This is a genomic window from Mucilaginibacter flavus (assembly GCF_030409315.1).
Taxonomy (GTDB): domain Bacteria; phylum Bacteroidota; class Bacteroidia; order Sphingobacteriales; family Sphingobacteriaceae; genus Mucilaginibacter; species Mucilaginibacter flavus.
In genome coordinates, this window is sequence record NZ_JAUFPS010000032.1 from 46,430 (window position 1) to 66,914 (window position 20,485).

18 protein-coding genes are annotated in these 20,485 nt (G+C 44.5%); 8 read left to right on the forward strand and 10 right to left on the reverse strand.

The features are described from left to right. Positions 1-66: 66 nt before the first annotated feature. The 4 genes from QWZ17_RS14735 to QWZ17_RS14750 form a co-directional block, all read right to left on the reverse strand. Positions 67-420 (reverse strand): TfoX/Sxy family protein, encoded by a 354-nt coding sequence (locus QWZ17_RS14735; protein WP_290306015.1) that lies wholly within the window; start codon positions 418-420, stop codon positions 67-69. Positions 421-457: 37 nt separating this feature from the next. Next, positions 458-1,684: an RNA polymerase sigma factor gene (locus tag QWZ17_RS14740; RefSeq protein WP_290306016.1), complete on the reverse strand. Its 1,227-nt coding sequence runs from the start codon at positions 1,682-1,684 to the stop codon at positions 458-460. Between the two features lie 46 nt (positions 1,685-1,730). After that, positions 1,731-2,075: a YciI family protein gene (locus QWZ17_RS14745; RefSeq protein WP_290306017.1), complete on the reverse strand. Its 345-nt coding sequence runs from the start codon at positions 2,073-2,075 to the stop codon at positions 1,731-1,733. 85 nt (positions 2,076-2,160) lie between these two features. After that, positions 2,161-2,682: a hypothetical protein gene (locus tag QWZ17_RS14750; protein ID WP_290306018.1), complete on the reverse strand. Its 522-nt coding sequence runs from the start codon at positions 2,680-2,682 to the stop codon at positions 2,161-2,163. Between the two features lie 204 nt (positions 2,683-2,886). Between QWZ17_RS14750 and QWZ17_RS14755 the strand changes: the two genes are divergently transcribed. From QWZ17_RS14755 to QWZ17_RS14775, 5 genes are all read left to right on the forward strand, one after another. Then, positions 2,887-3,363, forward strand: a complete 477-nt coding sequence (locus QWZ17_RS14755) for an RNA polymerase sigma factor (RefSeq protein ID WP_290306019.1) — start codon at positions 2,887-2,889, stop codon at positions 3,361-3,363. Then, on the forward strand, positions 3,347-3,955 hold the full coding sequence (locus QWZ17_RS14760; protein ID WP_290306020.1) for a hypothetical protein: 609 nt from the start codon (positions 3,347-3,349) through the stop codon (positions 3,953-3,955). Before QWZ17_RS14755 ends, QWZ17_RS14760 begins: the two co-directional genes overlap by 17 nt. A 57-nt stretch (positions 3,956-4,012) precedes the next feature. Next, positions 4,013-4,468, forward strand: a complete 456-nt coding sequence (locus QWZ17_RS14765) for a nuclear transport factor 2 family protein (protein ID WP_290306022.1) — start codon at positions 4,013-4,015, stop codon at positions 4,466-4,468. A 28-nt stretch (positions 4,469-4,496) separates the two neighbouring features. Continuing rightward, entirely contained in the window at positions 4,497-4,967 is a 471-nt protein-coding gene (locus QWZ17_RS14770) for an OsmC family protein (protein WP_290306023.1), read from the forward strand. Between the two features lie 65 nt (positions 4,968-5,032). Continuing rightward, the gene (locus QWZ17_RS14775; protein WP_290306024.1) at positions 5,033-6,178 is read left to right on the forward strand and encodes a Fic family protein; all 1,146 of its coding nucleotides are present in this window, start codon (positions 5,033-5,035) and stop codon (positions 6,176-6,178) included. 73 nt (positions 6,179-6,251) lie between these two features. On the opposite strand, the gene QWZ17_RS14780 is transcribed toward QWZ17_RS14775, so the two are convergent. The 6 genes from QWZ17_RS14780 to susR all read right to left on the reverse strand — a co-directional run bounded on the left by QWZ17_RS14780 (position 6,252) and on the right by susR (position 17,924). Then, positions 6,252-7,655, reverse strand: coding sequence for an alpha-amylase family glycosyl hydrolase (locus QWZ17_RS14780; RefSeq protein WP_290306025.1), 1,404 nt, complete (start codon positions 7,653-7,655; stop codon positions 6,252-6,254). A gap of 13 nt (positions 7,656-7,668) precedes the next feature. After that, positions 7,669-10,122, reverse strand: coding sequence for a glycoside hydrolase family 31 protein (locus QWZ17_RS14785; RefSeq protein WP_290306026.1), 2,454 nt, complete (start codon positions 10,120-10,122; stop codon positions 7,669-7,671). Positions 10,123-10,203: 81 nt separating this feature from the next. Next, complete coding sequence (locus tag QWZ17_RS14790; protein WP_290306027.1) at positions 10,204-11,292, reverse strand: SusE domain-containing protein; 1,089 nt, start codon at positions 11,290-11,292, stop codon at positions 10,204-10,206. 8 nt (positions 11,293-11,300) lie between these two features. After that, a complete protein-coding gene (locus tag QWZ17_RS14795; RefSeq protein ID WP_290306028.1) occupies positions 11,301-12,788 on the reverse strand; it encodes a RagB/SusD family nutrient uptake outer membrane protein in 1,488 nt (495 codons plus the stop codon). A gap of 8 nt (positions 12,789-12,796) precedes the next feature. After that, the gene (locus QWZ17_RS14800; protein ID WP_290306029.1) at positions 12,797-15,757 is read right to left on the reverse strand and encodes a SusC/RagA family TonB-linked outer membrane protein; all 2,961 of its coding nucleotides are present in this window, start codon (positions 15,755-15,757) and stop codon (positions 12,797-12,799) included. A 526-nt stretch (positions 15,758-16,283) separates the two neighbouring features. Continuing rightward, positions 16,284-17,924, reverse strand: coding sequence for a SusR family glycan utilization regulator (gene susR, locus QWZ17_RS14805; protein ID WP_290306030.1), 1,641 nt, complete (start codon positions 17,922-17,924; stop codon positions 16,284-16,286). Between the two features lie 274 nt (positions 17,925-18,198). On the opposite strand from susR, the gene QWZ17_RS14810 reads away from it, so the two are divergent. The 3 genes from QWZ17_RS14810 (at position 18,199) to QWZ17_RS14820 (ending at position 20,471) form a co-directional block, all read left to right on the forward strand. After that, positions 18,199-19,050 (forward strand): helix-turn-helix domain-containing protein, encoded by an 852-nt coding sequence (locus QWZ17_RS14810; protein WP_290306031.1) that lies wholly within the window; start codon positions 18,199-18,201, stop codon positions 19,048-19,050. Positions 19,051-19,127: 77 nt separating this feature from the next. Continuing rightward, positions 19,128-19,838, forward strand: a complete 711-nt coding sequence (locus QWZ17_RS14815; RefSeq protein ID WP_290306032.1) for a siderophore-interacting protein — start codon at positions 19,128-19,130, stop codon at positions 19,836-19,838. 87 nt (positions 19,839-19,925) lie between these two features. Beyond that, positions 19,926-20,471, forward strand: coding sequence for a pyridoxamine 5'-phosphate oxidase family protein (locus QWZ17_RS14820; RefSeq protein ID WP_290306033.1), 546 nt, complete (start codon positions 19,926-19,928; stop codon positions 20,469-20,471). Positions 20,472-20,485: the final 14 nt, after the last annotated feature.

Here is a 20,485-nt window from a genome sequence, read left to right on the forward strand (position 1 = left end):
GGACCCAATGCAGCTACCTCTCACCCTTAACTTTTCGCCTTTTGGCGTTGCAGCTACCTTTCGCCTTTAACCTTTTCCCTTTCGCCTCTTACCGGATGCTTTGGCTATTTTGTTGAACGAGAGCGCCAGGGTTATCCAATGGTTAAACTTTTGTGCGGTGGTTAGATCATCGCTATCAACCCAAACAAAATCTTTCATTACGCGCGTTCCGTGAATCATTTGGCGGCAATCGCCGGTTTCCAGTTCAATGGTTGCCTGGTCCTGGCCTATGCGGCAAAGCAGGCCATTATCACGGATGCAGATGCTCATTTTTTCATTGACCATAAAGCACAACCCTTTAAACATTTGTACCTCATCAACCAGGGGCTGATCCATAAACGCTTCACGTACGCGGTTGGCTAAATGCTCATTGTATGCCATAAGTAAATGTTGATTAGCGTAAAATTAACAAATAGTTTTAGCACAATTGTTCAAGGTCTTTATTTATCCTGCTTTTTTCGGCAGCGGTTTTAGCCAGTTTGAGGGCTGTTTGCAGGTGATTTGCGGCTGTAGCTTTATCAATGCCGGTATACAAATGGCCCAATAAAACGTGGTATAAATGATTATCGTTAAGCTTCAACTTTTCGGCCTCAATAATGGCTTCTTGCGCACCGCGGGCTTTATACAGGGCAAAAGTGCGGTTAAGTGCCGCCGCCGGCGAGTAGGCAATTTGCAGCAGGCGGTTATAAAGCTGTAAAATGTTTTCCCATTTTTCGGTAGTGTCGTTTTTTACCGTGTGCCAATAGGCAATAGCCGCTTCCAGGTGATATTTATTGATGCCGCCCTTTGATGACAGGTTTAAATAATATTCGCCTTTGCGAATCAATTCCTGGTTCCAAAGACTGCTGTCCTGATCGTCATAGCGGATCATCTCGCCCTGCTCATCGGTACGGGCATCAAAACGGGAGGAGTGAAAACACATCAGCGCCATTAAGGCATTAGTTTCGGGCAGGTTGGTTGGCTCGTTCTCCAATAATAAAATGGTAAGTCGCATGGCTTCCAGGCAAAGTTCTTTACGTAAAACGCAATCCTGGCTGCTTGAATAATAGCCCTCGTTAAATAATAAATACAGTGTGGTTAAAACAGCCTGTAGTCTGCCACCTAATTGACTGATCGGCGGAAATTCAATTTTTACTTTCTCCTCGCGCAACTTATCCTTGGCCCTAAACAGGCGCTTATTAATAGTTGACTTGCTTGTTAAAAAAGCATCGGCGATTTCATCGATCCCAAAACCGCAAAGGATGCGTAACGATAGGCTGATCTGCGCTTCGGCAGGTATTACCGGCTGGCAAATGGCAAACATCAATTGTAACTGGCTATCTTTAATATGCTGGTCAGATAGATCAATGTCAAACTCCCTAACATCCTCATGAGATAGCTGAAGCGCGGGCGATATCTTTTCATCAAAAAGCTTATTACGCTTTAAATGATCTTTAGCACGATTTCTGGCCACGGTGTAAAGCCAGGCTATAGGGTTATCGGGTAGTCCCTTAAGTCCCCATGTTTCGGCGGCAGTTAAAAAGGTTTCGCTGGCAATATCTTCGGCAATTTCGGGATGCTCAAAACCGAAATGCTTGTACAGCACCGATACAATTTTCCGGTATTCGGTACGGAACAGGTGAGGAAGCAGTTCGGTGTTGTTCATGGTAGTAGAGAGTCATCCCGGCAATGCCGGGATGACCGGGTTAAAATTACATAGGCATTATCATGCGTACCTCAACGCTGCCGCCAACTTTAAGAATAGGGCAGCCTTTTGATAGCTCAACCGCTTCCTCCTGCGATTCGGCCCTGATGATAGAGTAGCCGCCAATTAATTCTTTAATTTCAACATATGGGCCATTGGTTACTATCTCATCCGGACTAACGGTAACACCATCGTTGTACAAGCGGTTGCCGTTGCTAACCAGCTTGTTTTGCGCGGCTATGCCACCCAGCCAGTCCATCCATAATTTCATGGAGTTTTGCATTTGCTCTGGCGATGGTTTTGGTGCGCCTTCCGGTTCGTTTTTTCTGAAAAGCAATAAAAATTCGTTCATGATCTTTTAAATTTAGTGATTAAAACCATATGACGATCCGGTTTTGAGGAATAGGACTATATCGCAAAAATAATTTAGCGTAAAATCAGGACGGCCGTTGTACAGCATAGGTTATATCGGAATTATTAGTAGAAAATGTAAATTCTATTTCATTTTCGTCAGATTTTTGAGTGTTCCAATGTTTCGTAGGGATGTTTTGTTTTAGCAGGTTTACCTCCAATGTATCAAAAGAAATATATACAAGGTCGCAATCAATGTTTCGTTCGTGATTCCATCTTTGCAAAAAGATTCCACCAAAATCAACAAGGAACCACTCTCCCCATATTTTACCGTCAAAATAGGGAATTGTGGGGGTGCTGTGCAGATGAATGTAGTCGCCGCTACCCCAGGGTAATGAACCGGCTATTTTTTGATGGATGGTGAAGGTTTGATTTTCAAAAAACACACTCCATTGGTTCTCTTTTTCAATCTGAAGTGCTTCAGCTTTTTTATTCTCCAATTTTTGTGCTTTACTGGTAGTTAGTTTTTGCCAGATGCTTAGTGGAACCACGAAAAGCATCACGACAATGCCAAATAATACAATAATGGGATATAACAATATAGCCATTATGTTAATCAATGGACTGTACCACCGATTTTCGACATTAGTATTGGGCACAATCTTAATAAATGATAACTTAAGTATATCTTTCATTTTACAAGCAAGTTACAATATTTAGGTGTCCCATTTTTATGATATTACATCAATTGAATATTAAAAAAAATCTGTAGCATTTTAAAAATCTGTGTATCTAACCACCAAATGCAAACAATGTCGTTCGAGGAAATTTACGATACATACTATAGCAAGATCTTCAGGGTGTGCATGGGCTACATGAACGATCATGACCGTGCCCGGGATGTTACGCAGGAAACTTTTATTACTGTGTGGCAAAAGCTGGCTACGTTTCGCAATGAATCGGCCATTGGTACCTGGATCTTCCGTATCGCATCAAATCATTGCCTGCGCCAGCTGGAAAAGGAAAACAAGATGCCTTTGGGTGAAATGCCGCCTGATTTGGAGGATAAACCACCACCCGATACCGAAAGCCAGGTGCAGCTATTGTACAAATGCATTGCCGAACTGCCCGAGATAGACCGTATCATCATCTCCCTGGAACTGGAAGATGTTAAACAGGCCGAGATCGCCCATATAACCGGCCTGTCGGAAAGTAACATCAGGGTTAAAGTTTATAGGATCAAAGAAAAACTTTCACAAAAATTTAAACGCTATGAGCCTCAATATTGATTTTAAGGAGCTTTGGCAACAACAGGAAGCTGCTGCCCGGCCCCATGTTAATGATGTTATTAAAAAAGCCCAGTCGGTAAAGCGTAAAACCCGCAATAAGTTGTTGTGGCTAAACGCGGTGTTAATTATTACCGTACTATTATATGTTTTTGTGCCGGGATTTACCATAAAAACCGGTATGCTTACTACTAAAATAGGGGCAGCGTTGGTTATATTGGGCATACTTTTCTTTTTGGTGGTAAGTGATAGGTTGCTGATAAGTTTGTTTAAAACCAGTCCCGAAAATGATACTTTTTCTTTTTTGACAGATTTGCTTGCCATCCGTAAGAAGCAGGATTTTATTCAAACCCGGGCTATGGACCTGTATTTTTTGTTATTATCAACCGGGATGTTTTTATACATGATAGAGTTTGTGCAAAAAATGGGATTTACCTTGGGGAGCGTTGCTTATGTGAGCCTGCTTGGCTGGCTGGCCTTTGTTTATTTTTATATAAGACCACGCAAAATAAAAAAGCAAAAAGCCGAGATGAACACTGCAATAGAAAGACTGCAATCGATTAATGACCAGCTAACCACAACAAAACAGATGTAGTAAGCCCGAAATGTGATTACTATTGAAACAAATTCAATAGCTTTACATCTAAATACCATGGAAGGCACAAAAGTTTTAGCAGCAGTAACCAATGTTTTTAAAGGCGCAGACACCCACGACTGGTGCCTGGTGCAAAGTGTGCTGGCCCCAAAAGTGATGCTCGATTACTCGTCAATGAATGGTTTAGGCCCTGTTGAACTATCGCCCAAAGAGGTAACTAATAACTGGGAAATGTTTTTACCCGGTTTCGACAAAACACATCACCAGCTTTCGGCTTTTAGGGTGCAGCTAAACGGTACCGTAGCCGATGTGCATTACAGCGCCGTAGCCGATCATTTTATTGACGACGATGTTTGGACGGTTACCGCGACTTACCACACCCGGCTGGTTAAGGAAGATGGCCTTTGGTTGGTTAATTACCACAAGATTAATTATGAAAACCAAACCGGTAATGTCAACCTGCCAAAACGCGCCCACGAAATTTTAGCCGAACGCAAAGCCAGCAGTATATAAGTTTTATTTTTTATGGCGATATTTGGCCATGAAAGACCATCATTATAAAGCCACCATTAATTGGACAGGCAACAAAGGCGAGGGTACAACAGATTACCGCGCTTATGAGCGCAGCCACACCATCCACATAGAAGGTAAACCAGATATTCCCGGCTCATCAGACCCAAGCTTTCGCGGAGATAAATCACGCTATAGTCCCGAAGATTTGTTACTGGCCTCGGTTTCGGCCTGTCATATGCTTTGGTACCTGCACTTATGTTCGGTAGCCGGTGTTATTGTAGTTAATTATGAAGATAAAGCCGAAGGCACAATGGTAGAAACCAGTGATGGCAGCGGTTATTTTACCCAGGTAACATTGAAACCACATATCACTCTCAAAGATGCTTCTATGCAAACCAAAGCCGATGAACTACATCATGAAGCCAACAAGTTTTGTTTTGTAGCTAACTCGGTTAAATTCCCTGTTTTGCATGAAGCGACTTACCAGGTGGCAGAATAGTTATTGATATGCGATGAATTGTTAATTTATTCGCCGCAAATTTGCGGCGAATAAATTAACTTGCGGTGAATAATAACTATATTTACCGCAAATATTTTGTTTTGTATATCCATCAACTTAAAAGCTGGCCAAATTTTACCTGGGACGCCGATGCCATATTGCCCGATCTGGGTAAAGTACGGCATCGGCAAGGGCTGATCCTTGGGCAAATGAACTCGCTTGGGTTCAGGCTTAAAGAGGATACCATATTAGAAACCTTAACGCTTGATGTTATTAAATCAAGCGAGATAGAGGGCGAAAAATTGAGCTCAGACCAGGTACGGTCATCTATAGCACGCCGGTTAGGGATTGATATAGCCGGGGCGGTTCCCGCGAGTCGTGATGTCGAAGGCGTGGTAGAAATGTTGCTTGACGCCACTCAACAATATAAACAACCTTTAACGGGTGAACGGTTATATGGCTGGCATTCGGCTTTGTTTCCTACGGGAAGAGCCGGCATGCATAAAATAACGGTTGGTGCCTGGCGAACGCCGGATGCCGGTGCAATGCAGGTTGTATCCGGCGCCATCGGGAAAGAGAAGGTCCATTTTGAGGCCCCTGACGCCGCACGCCTTGAAACGGAAATGAAGTTGTTTACAGATTGGTTTAATAATAATCATGATAACGACCCTGTAATAAAAGCGGCTATTGCTCATTTGTGGTTTGTAACCATACACCCATTTGATGATGGTAATGGCAGAATTGCCAGGGCTTTAACAGACTTGTTGCTCGCCAGGGCCGATGATACTTCGCAACGTTTTTATAGCATGTCGGCCCAAATTCTTAATGAAAAAGCGGCATATTATCATTTATTGGAAAGTACCCAAAAAGGCGGGCTTGATATTACTTCGTGGATCAATTGGTTTCTTGCTTGTTTAGACAGGGCCATGGATCATACCGAAGAGGTTTTATCCCGGATTTTTACGCGGAATAGTTTTTGGGAACAAAATCGTGATGTAGTTTTAAATAGCAGGCAGCATCAAATTATCAGCATTTTATTGGATGATTTTTATGGGAAGCTTACAACAAATAAATGGAGTAAAATGGCAAAATGTTCTGTTGATACAGCTTTAAGAGATATCCAGGACCTGGTGGATAAGGGGATATTAGCAAAAGGAGAAGGCGGAAGCCGTAACACGAGCTACGCCCTGCTACTCCCACAAAAAAATTGATCGTCGCATCGCGCGACGATCAAACCCAAAGGCGGAGACCAAGCCACCTTTTATTAAAAAGTAAACGAGAACGCTATTTTTTCAATATCAAATATTGATATGGCTGAAGTGTTAATTGTGTATTCAGCGTTACACTGGTATTAGTAAGGCCATCTGTCCAACTTGTGCTTTGCAGGCCTGCCGGTACCGAATAGGTAACAGCGCTGTTTTTAGCATTTACCAATACCACCACATCATCGCTGCCCGATTTTTTCTCAAAGGCAACCACATTGGCATCAGGGTACTGCGTTAACGTGCCGGTTTTTACAGCCTCATGCGCGGCACGGAAAGCCAGGATCTTTTTGTAAGCGGCTACCATATCCGGGTTGGCGGTATAATCAACATTTACGTTATTGAAAAAGTTAATGGAGTTGGGGTATCCAACTTCCTGGCTGCCATATATAAGCGGTACACCGCCCATATAACTGGCCAGTACAAAGGCTGCCAATGCACCCTGCTTGCCGTTGTACTCTGTAAGTGTACTTCCGTCTGATGACGCGTTATCGTGGTTAGTAATGTACCTTAATTTAATACCTGGCGATGGCAGGGAAGCGATCTCGGCGCTGTTGGTGCTGAACAATGCCGATGGCGCAGAGCCACCCGCAAACAGGCTTTTGAGTGTACCGTAGTAGCTAAAGGCATAACCCATCTGGAAACTGGCGCTAATTTCTGGTCCCTTGGTGCCCTCGGCTAAATAGATCAGCTTATGGGTTTTGATGGTGTTGAGGGTATCTAAAGCCTGTACCCAAAAATCATTAGGAATATTATCGGCAAAATCGCAACGGTAACCATCAATGTTGGCGGCATATATCCAGTATTTCATAGCCTTGATCATGGCGCTGCGCATGGTGGTATTGTTATAATTTAAAGCGGCAACATCAGTGTAGTTAGTCCCCGGCGGAATGATGATGTTCCCGGCAGCATCCTGCTGATACCATGATTTGTTCTGTATCCAGGCATTATCCCATGAAGTATGGTTAGCCACCCAATCTAAAATTACCGCCATCCCCAATGAGTGCGCTTTGGCAATATAGGCGCGCAAATCATCCAGTGTACCAAAATCGGCATTTACGCCGGTATAATCGCGCACGGCATAAGGCGATCCTGATGCTTTAAGTACGCCGATAGGGTAGGTAGGCATCAGCCAAACTACGTTAACACCCAAGGCTTTGATAGAATCTAAACGCGCGCTGGCCTTTACCAATGTAGTTGGCGAGTAGGTGCGCAGGTTTACCTCGTACATTACAATATCCTTGGTTGCGGGCACGCTGGCAAAGGGTGTTCCGTATTGTACCGGGTCGGTATTTACGGGTGTAGTTTTGGTGGTATCAACCGGGGTAGTGCCGGGGTTTGATTTGCCGCAGCCCAGTATCGAGCTTATCAACATGGTAAATAATATGATGCTGTTCATCCGGTTGTTTTTAATACTCGTATTCATGCGCACGTTTCCTTTAGTAATTTATTTGTATGTTATTTGTTGTATTGCTGATGGTTACAGTTTTAACCGGGCTCTTATCCGGCGCGTTAACACTGCCTTGCGGATCGGTATTGGCAGCGGCACCTAAAAAGGCTATCGCGTCGTCCTGTAGTTTTAAATTGTTGCCGGCAGTTTTGATTGAAGTAGTTTGCTCAAAGCCATGCAACACCAGCCTGATGTATTTAAAATTGGTTTTATAAGTTCCTTCGGCCTTATCAAAGCTGATGGTTTTCTTATCCGGGTCGAAGCTGATGGTACGCTTGTAAAAATCGCCTTTCTGGTAGCCAAAGCTTTTGCCATCATCTTCGTAATAAACAAAGTGGTTTGGCTTATCGCCTTTGTAAATATGCACAGCCAGGGTATCTGTAGGCAATTCGGCGGTTGATTGGGTTAGTGACTGCATCGGGATAATGCTGCCACCCTTTACATAAACCGGCAATTTATTTACCGATACCGGGATGGTAACCTCCTGCGCGCCTTTTTGCTCCGCGCCGGTATACAAATCATACCACTTGCCTTCGGGGAAGTAAACCTTGCCAAACGCGGCGGTGCTTTCAAAAGGGGCTACCATAAAACCATTCCCAAACTCGTACTGGTTTTGATAGGTGGCGTCCATCACTTTAGGATCGAAAGTATAATTGATGGCCAGCGACCGCATTACCGGCATGCCATTTTGGGTTGATTCATAAAACGACGAATACAGGTACGGCATCAACTGGTAACGCATGCTAATGTAGCTGCGTGCAATATCCAACACATCCTCGCCGAAAGCCCATGGCTCGGCGGCACGGCTGTTCAGGGCGGTATGGTTGCGGTAATAAGGTACAAATGCACCTAACTCTATCCAGCGGGTGTATAATGATGTGGTTGGATTGCCAGTGAAACCTCCGATATCCATCCCCGTAAATGATACGCCGCTTAGGCCAAGGCTGTTCATCAACCTAACACCCGCCAGCATATGATCTTCTTCGGCACGGTTATCACCGGTCCAAATGGCCGAGTACCGCTGCAAGCCTGCATAGCCCGATCTGCTCAAAATAAACGGGCGCTCTTTAAAATGCTCTAAAGCACCCTCATAACTTGAGCGTACCATTTCTAATCCGTAAACGTTATGTGCTTCTAAGTGCGTGGTCTTCCTTCCATCAAAATCAAACAAAACATTATCAGGCATTTTTTGGCCCCAGGTAGATATCTCATTCATATCGTTCCAAATGCCGCTCACGCCAGATTTGGCGAAGAAATCGACCTGACCGCGCCACCAGGCCCTGCCTTTTTCGCTGGTAAAATCGGTAAAATTACACCAGCCAGGCCATACCTGCCCGGTGTAAGGGGTGCCATCGGGGTATTTAATATAAACGTCTTTAGCAAGGCCGCTCTCGTAAGCAGGCGCGCCTTTTTCAACCTTAATGCCCGGGTCAACAATAACGGTGAGTTTTAAGCCAAGCTTGTTTAGTTCGGCACTCATCTTTGCCGGATCAGGGAAACGATTTTTGTTCCAGGTAAACAGCTGGTAACGGTCCATGTAGTGGATATCCAACGTGATACCATCAGCAGGGATGCGTTTCTCGCGCAGGGTATTGGCAATGCGCATTACCTCGGCTTCGGGGTAATAGCTGTACCTGTTTTGCTGGTAACCTAAAGCCCATTTTGGCGGCAAAGGCATGCGGCCTGTTAGCCAGGTATAAGAGGCAATAATATCGGCCAGTTTTTTATGATAGATGAAATAGTAATTCATTTCGCCGCCACGTGCGCCGAATGAGGAGAAACGGTTATTGCTGGCACCAAAGTTAAAATCGCTTTGGTAGCTGTTATCCATAAAAATACCATAGTTTAACCCGTGGTGAATACCCACGTAAAACGGAATGGTGGAGTACAAGGGGTCGGCGGCTATGTTATAGCCATACACATCAGAGTTCCAGTTGGTGTAGCCATTGCCCTTGCGGTCAAGATTACCTGTTTTTTCGCCAAGGCCTACAAAATGCTCATCGTCCTGCATTTTTTTGTAGGTAGTTACCGCGTCATTAACCCATGAAGTTGTTAAACCCTGCTCATCCTGGTTAATCACCTTCCCATCGATTGTAAAAAAAGATACGCTGAAAGGCTTCTTTTGAATTACCGCTTTAAGCGAATCGGTGGAGATATCAATTTCATTATCGGTTTGGGTTATCTGTGCTTTAACGGCCATCGGCTTACCAACAACGGCGTATGAAAAATCGGCATTGAGCGGCTTTTTATCCAAACGGATGCGAATGATGGACGGACTGTAAACGCTTATTTTTCCGTAGCTATTGGTAGTTTTAAAAGTGACGTCTTGCGAGCCAATAGTAACACTTTCAAAATTACCCGGCATAACTACTGGCGACTGCGCCATAACACGTGGCATGCTTAAAACACAGGCAAGTAAAAACGTGATCTTAATTGATTTCATGAATTAGGGATAGAACAGAATTGCTTCCTTTATAAATTGTATTAAATAAGGCAGTGCCAAAGCACTGCCTTATAGCTGTTTTTAGTTTTTGTGTAACTTAAAGGTGTAATTGTTAGGATCATGCAGATCTAACGTTATAGTATAATTACCATTTGACGGTACCGTTAAGTTACCCAACGATCCGTTGTAAGGGAAGGCGGGGTTATCGGCGTATTGAATTTTGCCGTTGGCATCAATACCAAAATCTATCGACCATTGGTTGTTTGCCCTAAACTTAAATGAACCACCCGACAGCATATCCGCGGTAACTGTCCAAACTTTTTTGGCCGGATCAAAGGCCATTTGGGTATCCTTGCTCCAGCCGCCCGGTGTGGCATCGCCAATAATGCCCCAGGTAACCAAGGTGTATGACCAGGTTAAGGTTGATGGATTAGCCACCAATTCGTAATAACCCGGGCCAGGTAATACCAAATCGCCTTTGGTACCATCGGTGGTTAGCAAGCCTGCACCGCCATCGCCATAGTTAATATGGTTCCAATCCGGCGCGCTGGTAAACTTAAAGTGATAAGTGCCGCCTGCCGGCTCATTAATGTAACCTTCGTACACGTTAGGAATAGATGCTGCAACGGTTGGCGCTGTTGGTGGCGACCAGCCCTGGTAATCGCCGGGTACATATAGTACCGGGTAATTATTGCTTGGCGGCAAAATGATTTTGTACGGGCTGATGGTAAGCGTTACCGCGTGCGAAAACGCGTCCCTATCCTGGTAAGCCCGTACCCTGAATACCATTTTAGCGGTATCATTAGCAGGCACGCCAATGGCCAGCGCAAGCGTGTTTAAATCGCTCCCTTTAAAGGTTTTGGTTAATACATCGTTACCAATTAATATAGATGTAGCGTTACCCCAGGCGGTTGCGCCCACGGTATCGGCAGGGATATCGGCCTGTAAAGTATAGGTTACGTGCGCTTTGTAAGGATATACCACAGCCGGCCATTTCAGGGTTATTACCGATGATGAATCGGTAGCAGGCGATAGTATAGCAGTGCTGGTTGAAGCTGAAATTGATGATTGGAAAGCAACCGGTTTCAACACAGTTAACTCAGCATTTTTGTGACAGGCAACAGCCATGCAGGCCGTTGCTATCAGTACTAAATTGAATACTTTTTTCATGTTGATCATTAATTAGGATAACCAGGATTCTGTTTAAGCGCCGGGTTGGCATTCAAAGCCGCGGTTGGGATAGGGAAAAGCAGCCTGTACGATGGTGCTGTTTGCACAAAACCATGCGGCAGCAGGAATTTGTTAAACCTGATCATATCCTGCCTGCGGTGACCTTCCATGTTCAGCTCAAAACCACGCTCGTCATAAACATTATCCAGCGTAGGCGCGCCTATATCAGTTAACCCTGCGCGTTCCCTTACCTGGTTTAGGAAAGGGGCAGCAGCTGCCGCGTTTCCTAAACGTACATTACACTCGGCCTGCATTAACAATACATCGGCATAACGGTAAACCGGGAAATCGTTTGATTCGCCGCTGCCATCAGATGGCTTTACCGGGAAAAATTTATCGTCCCTGATACCTTCATTAGGGCCAGCCCCCGGATCAATTAATGATGATACATCTTTGGTATAAGTAACACCTCCGGCCTGCGCGCCAATCAAAAATTGTTTTTTGCGGATATCGGCATTGTCAAACTTGTCATAATACTCAGATGGGATGATAGTACCATTCCAACCGGCGAAACCTATAAGGGCTGTACCGTTGGCGCTGTTTAGGCTACGGATGGTGTAAATATTACCACTGATAACGTTTTGAGTGATAAACAAAGCCCAGATGGTTTCATCATTAGGGCATACATCGCCAAATAAATCGTAGTAGGAGTTACCTAAGGCGCTGGCAGTATTAGCGCTTGCAGGGTGCAACGCAAAACCACCTGATGCTACTTTGTTACAAGCGGCAAGGGCTTCGGCCCAATGGGCTGTACCGGTATATATTTCGGCATTTAAATAAACCTTAGCCAATACCATGTACCCGGCCCATTTGTTAAACCTGCCGTAATAAGCGCCACCCCGGGTTTCAGATAACAGGTCAACGTTACCTTTTAACTCGCTCACAATAAAATTGTAAATGGTAGCACGTTTTTCCTGCGGAATTTTAGAGATATCCGTGTTATTGTCGGTATAAAAAGGTACATCACCAAAATCATCAATCAACAGATAGTACAACCAGGCACGCATCACTTTGGCTTCGGCAATTTTTGAAGGATCGGCTTTGGCGGCGGTAAGCTGCGCAATAGAAAGGTTAGCTGCGTAAATGGTTGAGTAAGCCCAGTTCCAGGTATTGTTAATGATACCCAGGCTTGGCAATTCGGTACGGGTGTATAGTTGGGCAAAATCAAGCTGCCAATCGCCGGTGTTGCGGTGTGGTATTACCTGCTCGTCAGAGGAGTAGCAGTTTAAATCGTACCAGCAGTTATCACGGCCGGCGTAGTTTGAACCCCAGCTCCCCGTAATTTTCGCGTACACACTTGCCAGCGCGACATCGGCACCGGCCGCTGTTGAATAAAACTGCGTGGCAGCGTATTTGTCGTACACGTTTTCGTTAACCTTGGTGCAGCTTGCAGCGCCAAGGGCAACAATTAACATACTTATAAATATTTTTTTCATGATCGCACTTATTTAAGAATAACATTTAAACCGATAGAGAAGGTTCTGGTACGTGGGTAAATACCATAGTCCTGGGCTATTGAGCTGCCACCGCTGGTATCCAACTCAGGGTCGATACCTTTATATTTGGTGATAAGCGCAAGGTTTTGACCTGTTACCGATACGCGTAAAGCGTTAATGTACTTTACATTTTTTAAGTTGATACGATACCCAAATGTTAGGTTTTCCCAGCGTAAGTAATTGCCACTCTCTAACCAAAGGTCAGATCCGTATTGTGACGACTGGATACCCAGCGGTACAGCGCTTTGCAGCACGTTTGATTTACCAAGGTTTTCTAATAAGCTCAAATCCTGGCGAAGACCATTATAGATCTTATTACCGCCCGATCCGCGCCAAACCATTGATGCATCAAAGTTTTTGTAGGTAAAGCTTGGGGTAAAGGCGTAGGTGTAGGTAGGTAAGCCCTGGCCTTCTTCGTAACGGTCTTCACTTTGTGAGCCTTGGTCAATAGTGCCATTGTTATCACGGTCCACCACGGTTTCAGCGCTGTTGGCATCTTTACCTTTGTGTTTCAGGATAAGAAAAGTGCCAATTGGTTTGCCCACAACAAGGTAAGCATTGCCGCCACCACCCCAGCCAATATAATTAGTAGGGATATCGTAACCTTCAATATTGCCACCCAATTTAAGCACCTTGTTTTTCATTAACGAACCGTTACCGGCCAGTATTAATGAAGTGTTGGCTGTTTTAATAACCGCGTAGCTTAAGCTAAGCTCCAGACCACGGGCTTGCAGGGTACCTACGTTGGCCAGTATATTGGTGGTTAAAAACGGACCTTCTAAAGGAACAGTGTAGTTAAATAACAGGTTGTCGGTATTGGCGGTATACACATCAACCGATCCGTTAAACCTATCGTTGAACGAGGCAAAATCTAAACCTAAGTTGGCTTGTTTGCGGGTTTCCCACCTTAAGTTAGGGTTTGAGTTTTGGTTAACAGCGTAGTTTGGAATAGTGGTACCTCCAAAAAATACCGAGCCAGCCTGCCCAACCAAAGCAATTGAGTTTTGCGGACCGATACCCTGCTGGTTACCGGTAATACCGTAGCCAACGCGCAGTTTTAAGCTGCTAAGGGCATGTTGGTTTTTCATGAAGCCTTCCTGGTCAATACGCCAGGCCAGTGATGCCGATGGGAAATTACCCCATTTGTTATTTACCCCAAACACGGTTGAACCATCGCGCCTGAAACTGGCGGTTAACAGGTAACGGTTGTTATAAGAGTAGTTTACACGACCTAAAAACGATACCAATCTCCTGTCGTTTTTGTACGATGAAATATCACCCTGTAAAACTTTAGAGATATCGCCTAACTGCAAAGCGTTGTACGTAGCAATATCATTGATAAAACCACGGCCTTGCGCGAAGCTGCCGTTATAGGTTTGCGCCTGCCACTCGTAAACGGCGGTCGCGTCTAAATGGCTTAAACCAAAATCGGCTTTGTAGCTTAGGTTAATGTCCATCAGCTTTTCGTCAACATGGTTGTTGCTGATGTTGGCAATGCCTTTATTGTCAATAGCTGTAGCAATGGTTGATGAAACCGGCGCGTAATAGCCCGTATTGGTATCGGTTTTTCTCCAGCTGCCAAACCATCCGGCCGAAAGACCTTTGTAGATATCAAGGTTGGCGGCTAAACTACCAAACAGGTTATTGGTGTTTGCATTGTTTTGAACTGTTTTGGCAACTGCGTAGGGGTTAATGTACTGAAACACGTTAGGGTCGCTGTAATAGCTGCCGTCGGAGTTATAAACAGGGTCGGTTGGCCTTGAAATATAAGTGTTGCTGATTAAGTTTGACGTAAACGCCGCGCGACCGATGCCAATAGGGCTGTACACATCATCGTTGATCCCGCTGTTCACGTTCATCGTCAGGGTTAACTTATCATCCAAAGCTTTTTGGGTAGCTGTAATGCGGCCAATATATTTTTTATAGCTTGAATTGATAACGATACCTGTTTGCGTAATGGCGCTTACCGATGCACGGTAGTTAAAACCGTTTGTGCCCGAACCAAAAGCAAGGGTATGATTCTGGGTTACACCGTTGCGGGTAAGCAGGTTAAACCAATCGGTATTTGAACCGTGATTGGCAGATACATCCACGCCTTGCGCTTCGGCTTGTTTGGTCCAGCCGGCTGCATTTAGCTCCTGTAATTTTTTAGCGATTACATCCAGTGAGGTGTTTTCAGTGTATTCTACATTGGCTTTGCCTGCCACGCCTTTTTTGGTGGTGATAATGATAACGCCCGGCGCGCCACGTGAACCGTAAATAGCGGTTGCAGATGCATCCTTCAAAATGTCGACAGAAGCGATCTCACTCGGCGGAACCTGGTTTAGCAGGTCCATATTGCCCTGGATACCGTCAACAACAACCAAAGGATCATTACCGCCTTGCAGCGACGTAATGCCACGGATACGCACAGTTGGTGCAACACCCGGCTCGCTGCCTGTTTGGCTAATGCTTACACCTGCTGCTTTGCCGGTTAATTGCTGTAAAGGGTTGGTAACAGGGCCGGGGTTTAAGTCTTTTGAACCTAAATTGGTTACCGCGCCGGTCAAATCCGACTTTTTAACCGATCCGTAACCTACCACAACTACTTCGGTTAGTGATTTTGAAGCCGGCACCAGCGAAATGCTATTGCTTTCACCTGTCTTGATCACGCGCTCCAGCATATCGTAACCCACAAAACTGACCTGTATGGTTACAGTTGGGGCGTTGCCGGTAAGGCTAAATGAGCCGCTTACATCAGTAACGGTTGATTGGTCTGTTCCCTTTACGTGGACAGTAGCACCCGGTAGGGGCTGGTTAAGCTCATCAACTACTTTGCCTTTGAATGTGTTTTTTTGAGCAAAAGCAATGGTAGCAAAAACTAAGAGTAGCACGGTCAAGCCGTACTTAAATAAGTAAACTTTTTTCATTTAAAATTGGTTTTAAAAATTGGTTTGTTTCGGAATACTTTGGTGGGTAATTCCAAATCAAAGAAAAGGAGGGAAAACAGGCTAGTCAATAGCCGGATGGGTCAATATAGAAAATATGGAGGAAATATGTTTTTCAATTAATTGATTATCAATTTTTTGTGCGAGTTGGTGAATAGGGTTAATATAGATTTAAAAAGAGGGTGGAAGTGGTGGTTTTAGCAGATGAGAGGCAAACTTTATTAAACAATGGTGTTAGCACGACGTAAACGACTCACCCGGTCTACGCTTCGCTGGACCTGCCCTCTCTCCGGCAAGCCGCAAAGAGGGCAAAAAAAACAAAGAAAATTTTTTCGCTCCCCTCTATGCGGCGCAGCCGGAGAGGGGGGAAGACGGGCGTAGCCTCGTCGGGGTGAGTCGTCCCTTGGTTAGTTTACGCCGGATCTCAAATCTCAAATCTCAAATCTCAAATCTCAAATCTCAAATCTCAAATCTCAAATCTCAAATCTCAAATCTCAAATCTCAAATCTCAAATCTCAAATCNCACCGCCTCTATCGCCATAATATGATCCTCAAACTCATCATTAGCTATGAATGACTTATTTTTAATCCGGTTTTTGTAGGAGTAAATGGTGTTTACCGAGTAGCCTAAAAGTTTGGCAATCCTGTCGTTATCATGTATGCCCATGCGGATGAGGGCGAAGATCCGGTGTTCGGTACTTAATAGCTGTCCATCAGCTATGGCTATCTTTTCGTCGTTATGGAACAGGGCTTCAAACTTTTCAATAAAATCGGGGAACAGGGAAAGGAAAACCTTATCGAAAGTATGGAACAACTGGTGGCGTTCGTTTTCAAGATTGAGGTTTTTGATGGCGGCCTGGGCATCTTCGTACCGCTTGCTGCTCAGTTTTTTATCTAAAGATTTCTGGAAGCTTTCTAATTTATCAATGTAAATGGAATTGATATTGAAGTAATAGCCTATGTATTCGTTTTTGATTTTGTTGGCGGTACTCAGGTTGCGGTTAAGCGCCTCTAAAGCAATGTTACTTTCCTGTAAGGATACGTTGGCTTCCTTGATCAAATTATCGGCAATGCGCAATTTTTTAAGCTGACGGAAGATGATCACCGCGAATGCCACTACAAACAACACCAATACAGTGATGATAGAGGAGTATATAAATAACGACCGCCGTTGCTGCTCCACCGTACTGATGCGCTGGGCCTCAATAATGGGCAAAATACTGCTGATGGTTACCTGCCGGTGGCGCGCGCCATAAAAGGTGGCATCGTCCATGGCTTGTTTAATGTAGATGAAGGCATTGTTGAGGTCGCCTTTTTTATACAGGAAATCGGCCAGTTTGTAAATGGCTACGGTTTCTTTGGTGGCCGATTGCAGATCGGCAATGGCCGCCTGTATGAGTAGTTCTATTGATTTATCCTGCAGGTCTTTACGCTCATAAAGGTAGCTGAGCGAGCAGGCACTTACCGCAAACTGGTTGGGGCTAAGGTTTTTAATTTGCAGCAACGAAGTGTAGTTTTTAACCCCATCCTCAAAATTGCCGTTCCGGAGGTATTTTAAACCGTTTAGGGCAAAATAATTGTAAGTACCCGGTGTGGCCAGGGATAAGGCCGAATCGATACATTGAACGCCTTTGGGATTATAAATGGCCGAATAATCAACATTACGGTCAAAATCCGAAAGGTCGAAATAGCTTCGGGCTTTCAGAAAATAATATTCTACTTTATCATTGGTGGAGAGTAGTTGCAGGTCGATGCTGTTCAAAGTTTCCAACGTTTCTTTGAACATGCCCGATGATATCAGCGTAAACCCCAGTTCCATTTTGGCAAATGCCATACGGGCAGGGTCATGCAGTTGAGCGGCGGTTTGCTGCAGAATTTTCGCGTAATTATAAGCCGAATCGTAGCTGAAGTTTTTGTACTCGTTATATAGCTGCTGATACAGATCGTACTTTTTGTTGATGTTACCTGCCTGGGCAACCTGTTTCTTTACAGCCTCAATGCGCGATAGTTTTTGCTGTACATAATTGTCCTTATCGGCTAAAACAGTATTAAGCTTATTCATCATCGAATCCGTAACCGGATTTTGGGCATAACCCCGGGCGGTAATCAGCAGGAATAAAAAAAATACAAGAAATAACCTTGGCCTCATTTAAGCATCTATGATAATTGGATCACCCCTAAAGATAGACAAACATATTAAATTATGCAGTAGGTAAGTGGTGTAGCGCGCTAAGGATTTTTGTATTATTTACGTTAGGTAAAATTAAACCATAGAGTTGTTTAATTTTGTTTTTCACGTAGAGACGCAATATTTTGCGTCTGCCGCTGTAAAAAGCCGTTTTATTGGGGAGTAATCTCAGAAACGTTGGATTTGAACGCGGAGACGCAAAATATTGCGTCTCTACATAAAAATGGAAACACCCATGAAAGATATCCCCGTACATCAACTAAAAGAACGTGCCACATCGGGCCTGGTGATCCACCGTTTTTTGGAGGGGGATATGCCCAAGCCCGATGAACCCATGGGCGCGCACCGCGATGATCATTACCTGTTTTTTTTGTTGGAAGGCGGTTCGGCCTCCATGATGAATGATTTCCAGGAGGTGAGTTTTGAAGGTTCGCAACTTTACTATATACTGCCCGGGCAGGTGCATCATCGTATCAAAAATTTTCATGCTTTTGGCTGGTTTATAGCTGTTGATACCATGCTGCTCTCGCCAGATTATCGCAATATTTTTGAAAATCAGCTCATTATGCAGCAGCCTTACCGGCTTACCGATGTACAATTTAATCAATGTAAAAGTTTACTGAACTTGCTGTACGAGAAATATTGCGAAGACGAAAGCAGGACATTTTATTTGCCGGTGGTTCATTCGTTGCTAAAATCATTTATAGGGATGGCCGCCTGTTGCTTTAGTCATACCGGTAATCCGCGTTTAATGACCTCGCGCCCGGCGCAATTGGCACAGCAATTTAAAAAGCTATTGGTTGAGCACGTGCGCGGGGTAAAAAGCCCGTCGGCCTATGCAAATATGCTCAATGTATCTGAAACTTACCTTAATGAAGCCGTGAAGAAAATAACTGGTATGTCTGTCAGTTACTGGATTCAGCAGGAATTACTCCTGGAGGCTAAAAGATTGTTGTACTACAGCCAGATGAACGTTAAGGAAATTGCCCACGCGCTGGGGTATGAAGATCATGCCTATTTTTCGCGCCTGTTTAAAAAAACGGAGGGGAGTACCCCGCTTTCATTTCGGAATGGTTACCGTAAATAGTCCAATCATTACCGTAACTATGCTATTGTAAAAGGTGCGTTTAGCACCTTTCTTTGTGTTAACAACATTAACACACCATGGAAACATCCACTATACATAAAATTAAAAGAACGGTTGATAAGCTGTTTGATTACAAGCTGCAAAGCGGCCTGGTGCTTGAGGTGAGGTGCTGGGAACCCTGTACTTTAATTGAGGTAGATTTGCACCTGCCCCAGCTTGATATGAGCCAATGGCAGGAAATTCCTTATATTAAATTTAAGGTTGATGGCCTTACCTTTCGCGATTACACCCCATCGGGTTGGGATGCCGAAACCAGCACCTGTACCATTTTTGTTGATGCCGCGCATAATGGTCCCGGCAGTACCTGGGCACGAATGCTGCAAAAAGGCGATACCGTAAGCTATTTAAAAACAGGTACCACTAATCAAAAGCCTACGCCAACATCGGCCATTGTAGCTTTGGGCGATGAAAGCAGCATGGGGCACTTTTTGGCCCTGCAAAAAATGGTACTGCCGCATACCCGTTTTTCTGGCAGTATTGTAATTGGTAACGATCATCACCGCCAACTATTTAACGAATATTTTTGGACCCCGTTGGAGCCCGTTGCCCGCAAAGATGTTTACGGGCATCAAAGTTTAATGGAGTGGGTAATCGGTCAGCGGTATACTTTAGAGAATACCGTGTTTTACCTGGCGGGTAATAACACCATGGTAGCGCAATTGCGTAAACTATTACGCGGGCAAGGCTATCCATCAGGGCAGATCAAAGTACAAGGCTTTTGGGATTAAGATTGCCCGATAGTCGGTTAACAATAACTTAACCTGCCATAGCGGCAAATATTTGTTAAATTTGATTAACAAGAAAATTTAACCGCTATGGCAAAGTTTTTTGATGATATTCAGCCGCAGCACCAGGTGTTTATTGAAAAGCAGAAAATGTTTTTTGTAGCATCGGCCCCGCTTGCTGCAAACGGCCATGTAAACCTATCGCCCAAGGGGATAGATAGTTTTAAAGTTTTAAGCCCTACAAAAGTTGCCTATATGGACCTTACCGGCAGCGGTAATGAAACCTCGGCCCATATTTTAGAAAACGGACGCATCACCATTATGTTTTGTGCCTTTGAAGGGCCTCCTAATATTATGCGTTTGTTCGGTAAAGGTTACACAGTATTGCCGGGCGATGAAGAATGGGAGCAACTTGCCCCGCATTTTCAAATCCTGCTGGCAACAAGGCAAATTATTGTAGCCGATATTTACCAGGTACAAACCGCATGCGGTTTCAGCGTACCTTACTACACTTATGAGGGAGAGCGCGATCAGGCTTATAAATGGGCAGCCAATAAAGGGCCCGACGGTTTAGAAGCCTATAAACAGGAAAAGAACCTGCAAAGCCTTGATGGCTTGCCAACAGCGCTTGCTTAGTGCTGTTTAGCCTC

Bases quoted from the DNA above. Each gene is read 5' to 3' on its own strand.
- QWZ17_RS14820 (WP_290306033.1), top strand. From the start codon at position 19,926: ATGGCAAAGTTTTTTGATGATATTCAGCCGCAGCACCAGGTGTTTATT.
- QWZ17_RS14740 (WP_290306016.1), bottom strand. From the start codon at position 1,684: ATGAACAACACCGAACTGCTTCCTCACCTGTTCCGTACCGAATACCGG.
- QWZ17_RS14780 (WP_290306025.1), bottom strand. From the start codon at position 7,655: ATGAATACGAGTATTAAAAACAACCGGATGAACAGCATCATATTATTT.
- QWZ17_RS14760 (WP_290306020.1), top strand. From the start codon at position 3,347: ATGAGCCTCAATATTGATTTTAAGGAGCTTTGGCAACAACAGGAAGCT.
- QWZ17_RS14770 (WP_290306023.1), top strand. From the start codon at position 4,497: ATGAAAGACCATCATTATAAAGCCACCATTAATTGGACAGGCAACAAA.
- QWZ17_RS14765 (WP_290306022.1), top strand. From the start codon at position 4,013: ATGGAAGGCACAAAAGTTTTAGCAGCAGTAACCAATGTTTTTAAAGGC.
- QWZ17_RS14815 (WP_290306032.1), top strand. From the start codon at position 19,128: ATGGAAACATCCACTATACATAAAATTAAAAGAACGGTTGATAAGCTG.
- QWZ17_RS14735 (WP_290306015.1), bottom strand. From the start codon at position 420: ATGGCATACAATGAGCATTTAGCCAACCGCGTACGTGAAGCGTTTATG.
- QWZ17_RS14755 (WP_290306019.1), top strand. From the start codon at position 2,887: ATGTCGTTCGAGGAAATTTACGATACATACTATAGCAAGATCTTCAGG.
- QWZ17_RS14790 (WP_290306027.1), bottom strand. From the start codon at position 11,292: ATGAAAAAAGTATTCAATTTAGTACTGATAGCAACGGCCTGCATGGCT.
- QWZ17_RS14795 (WP_290306028.1), bottom strand. From the start codon at position 12,788: ATGAAAAAAATATTTATAAGTATGTTAATTGTTGCCCTTGGCGCTGCA.
- QWZ17_RS14810 (WP_290306031.1), top strand. From the start codon at position 18,199: ATGAAAGATATCCCCGTACATCAACTAAAAGAACGTGCCACATCGGGC.
- QWZ17_RS14750 (WP_290306018.1), bottom strand. From the start codon at position 2,682: ATGGCTATATTGTTATATCCCATTATTGTATTATTTGGCATTGTCGTG.
- QWZ17_RS14745 (WP_290306017.1), bottom strand. From the start codon at position 2,075: ATGAACGAATTTTTATTGCTTTTCAGAAAAAACGAACCGGAAGGCGCA.
- QWZ17_RS14800 (WP_290306029.1), bottom strand. From the start codon at position 15,757: ATGAAAAAAGTTTACTTATTTAAGTACGGCTTGACCGTGCTACTCTTA.
- QWZ17_RS14785 (WP_290306026.1), bottom strand. From the start codon at position 10,122: ATGAAATCAATTAAGATCACGTTTTTACTTGCCTGTGTTTTAAGCATG.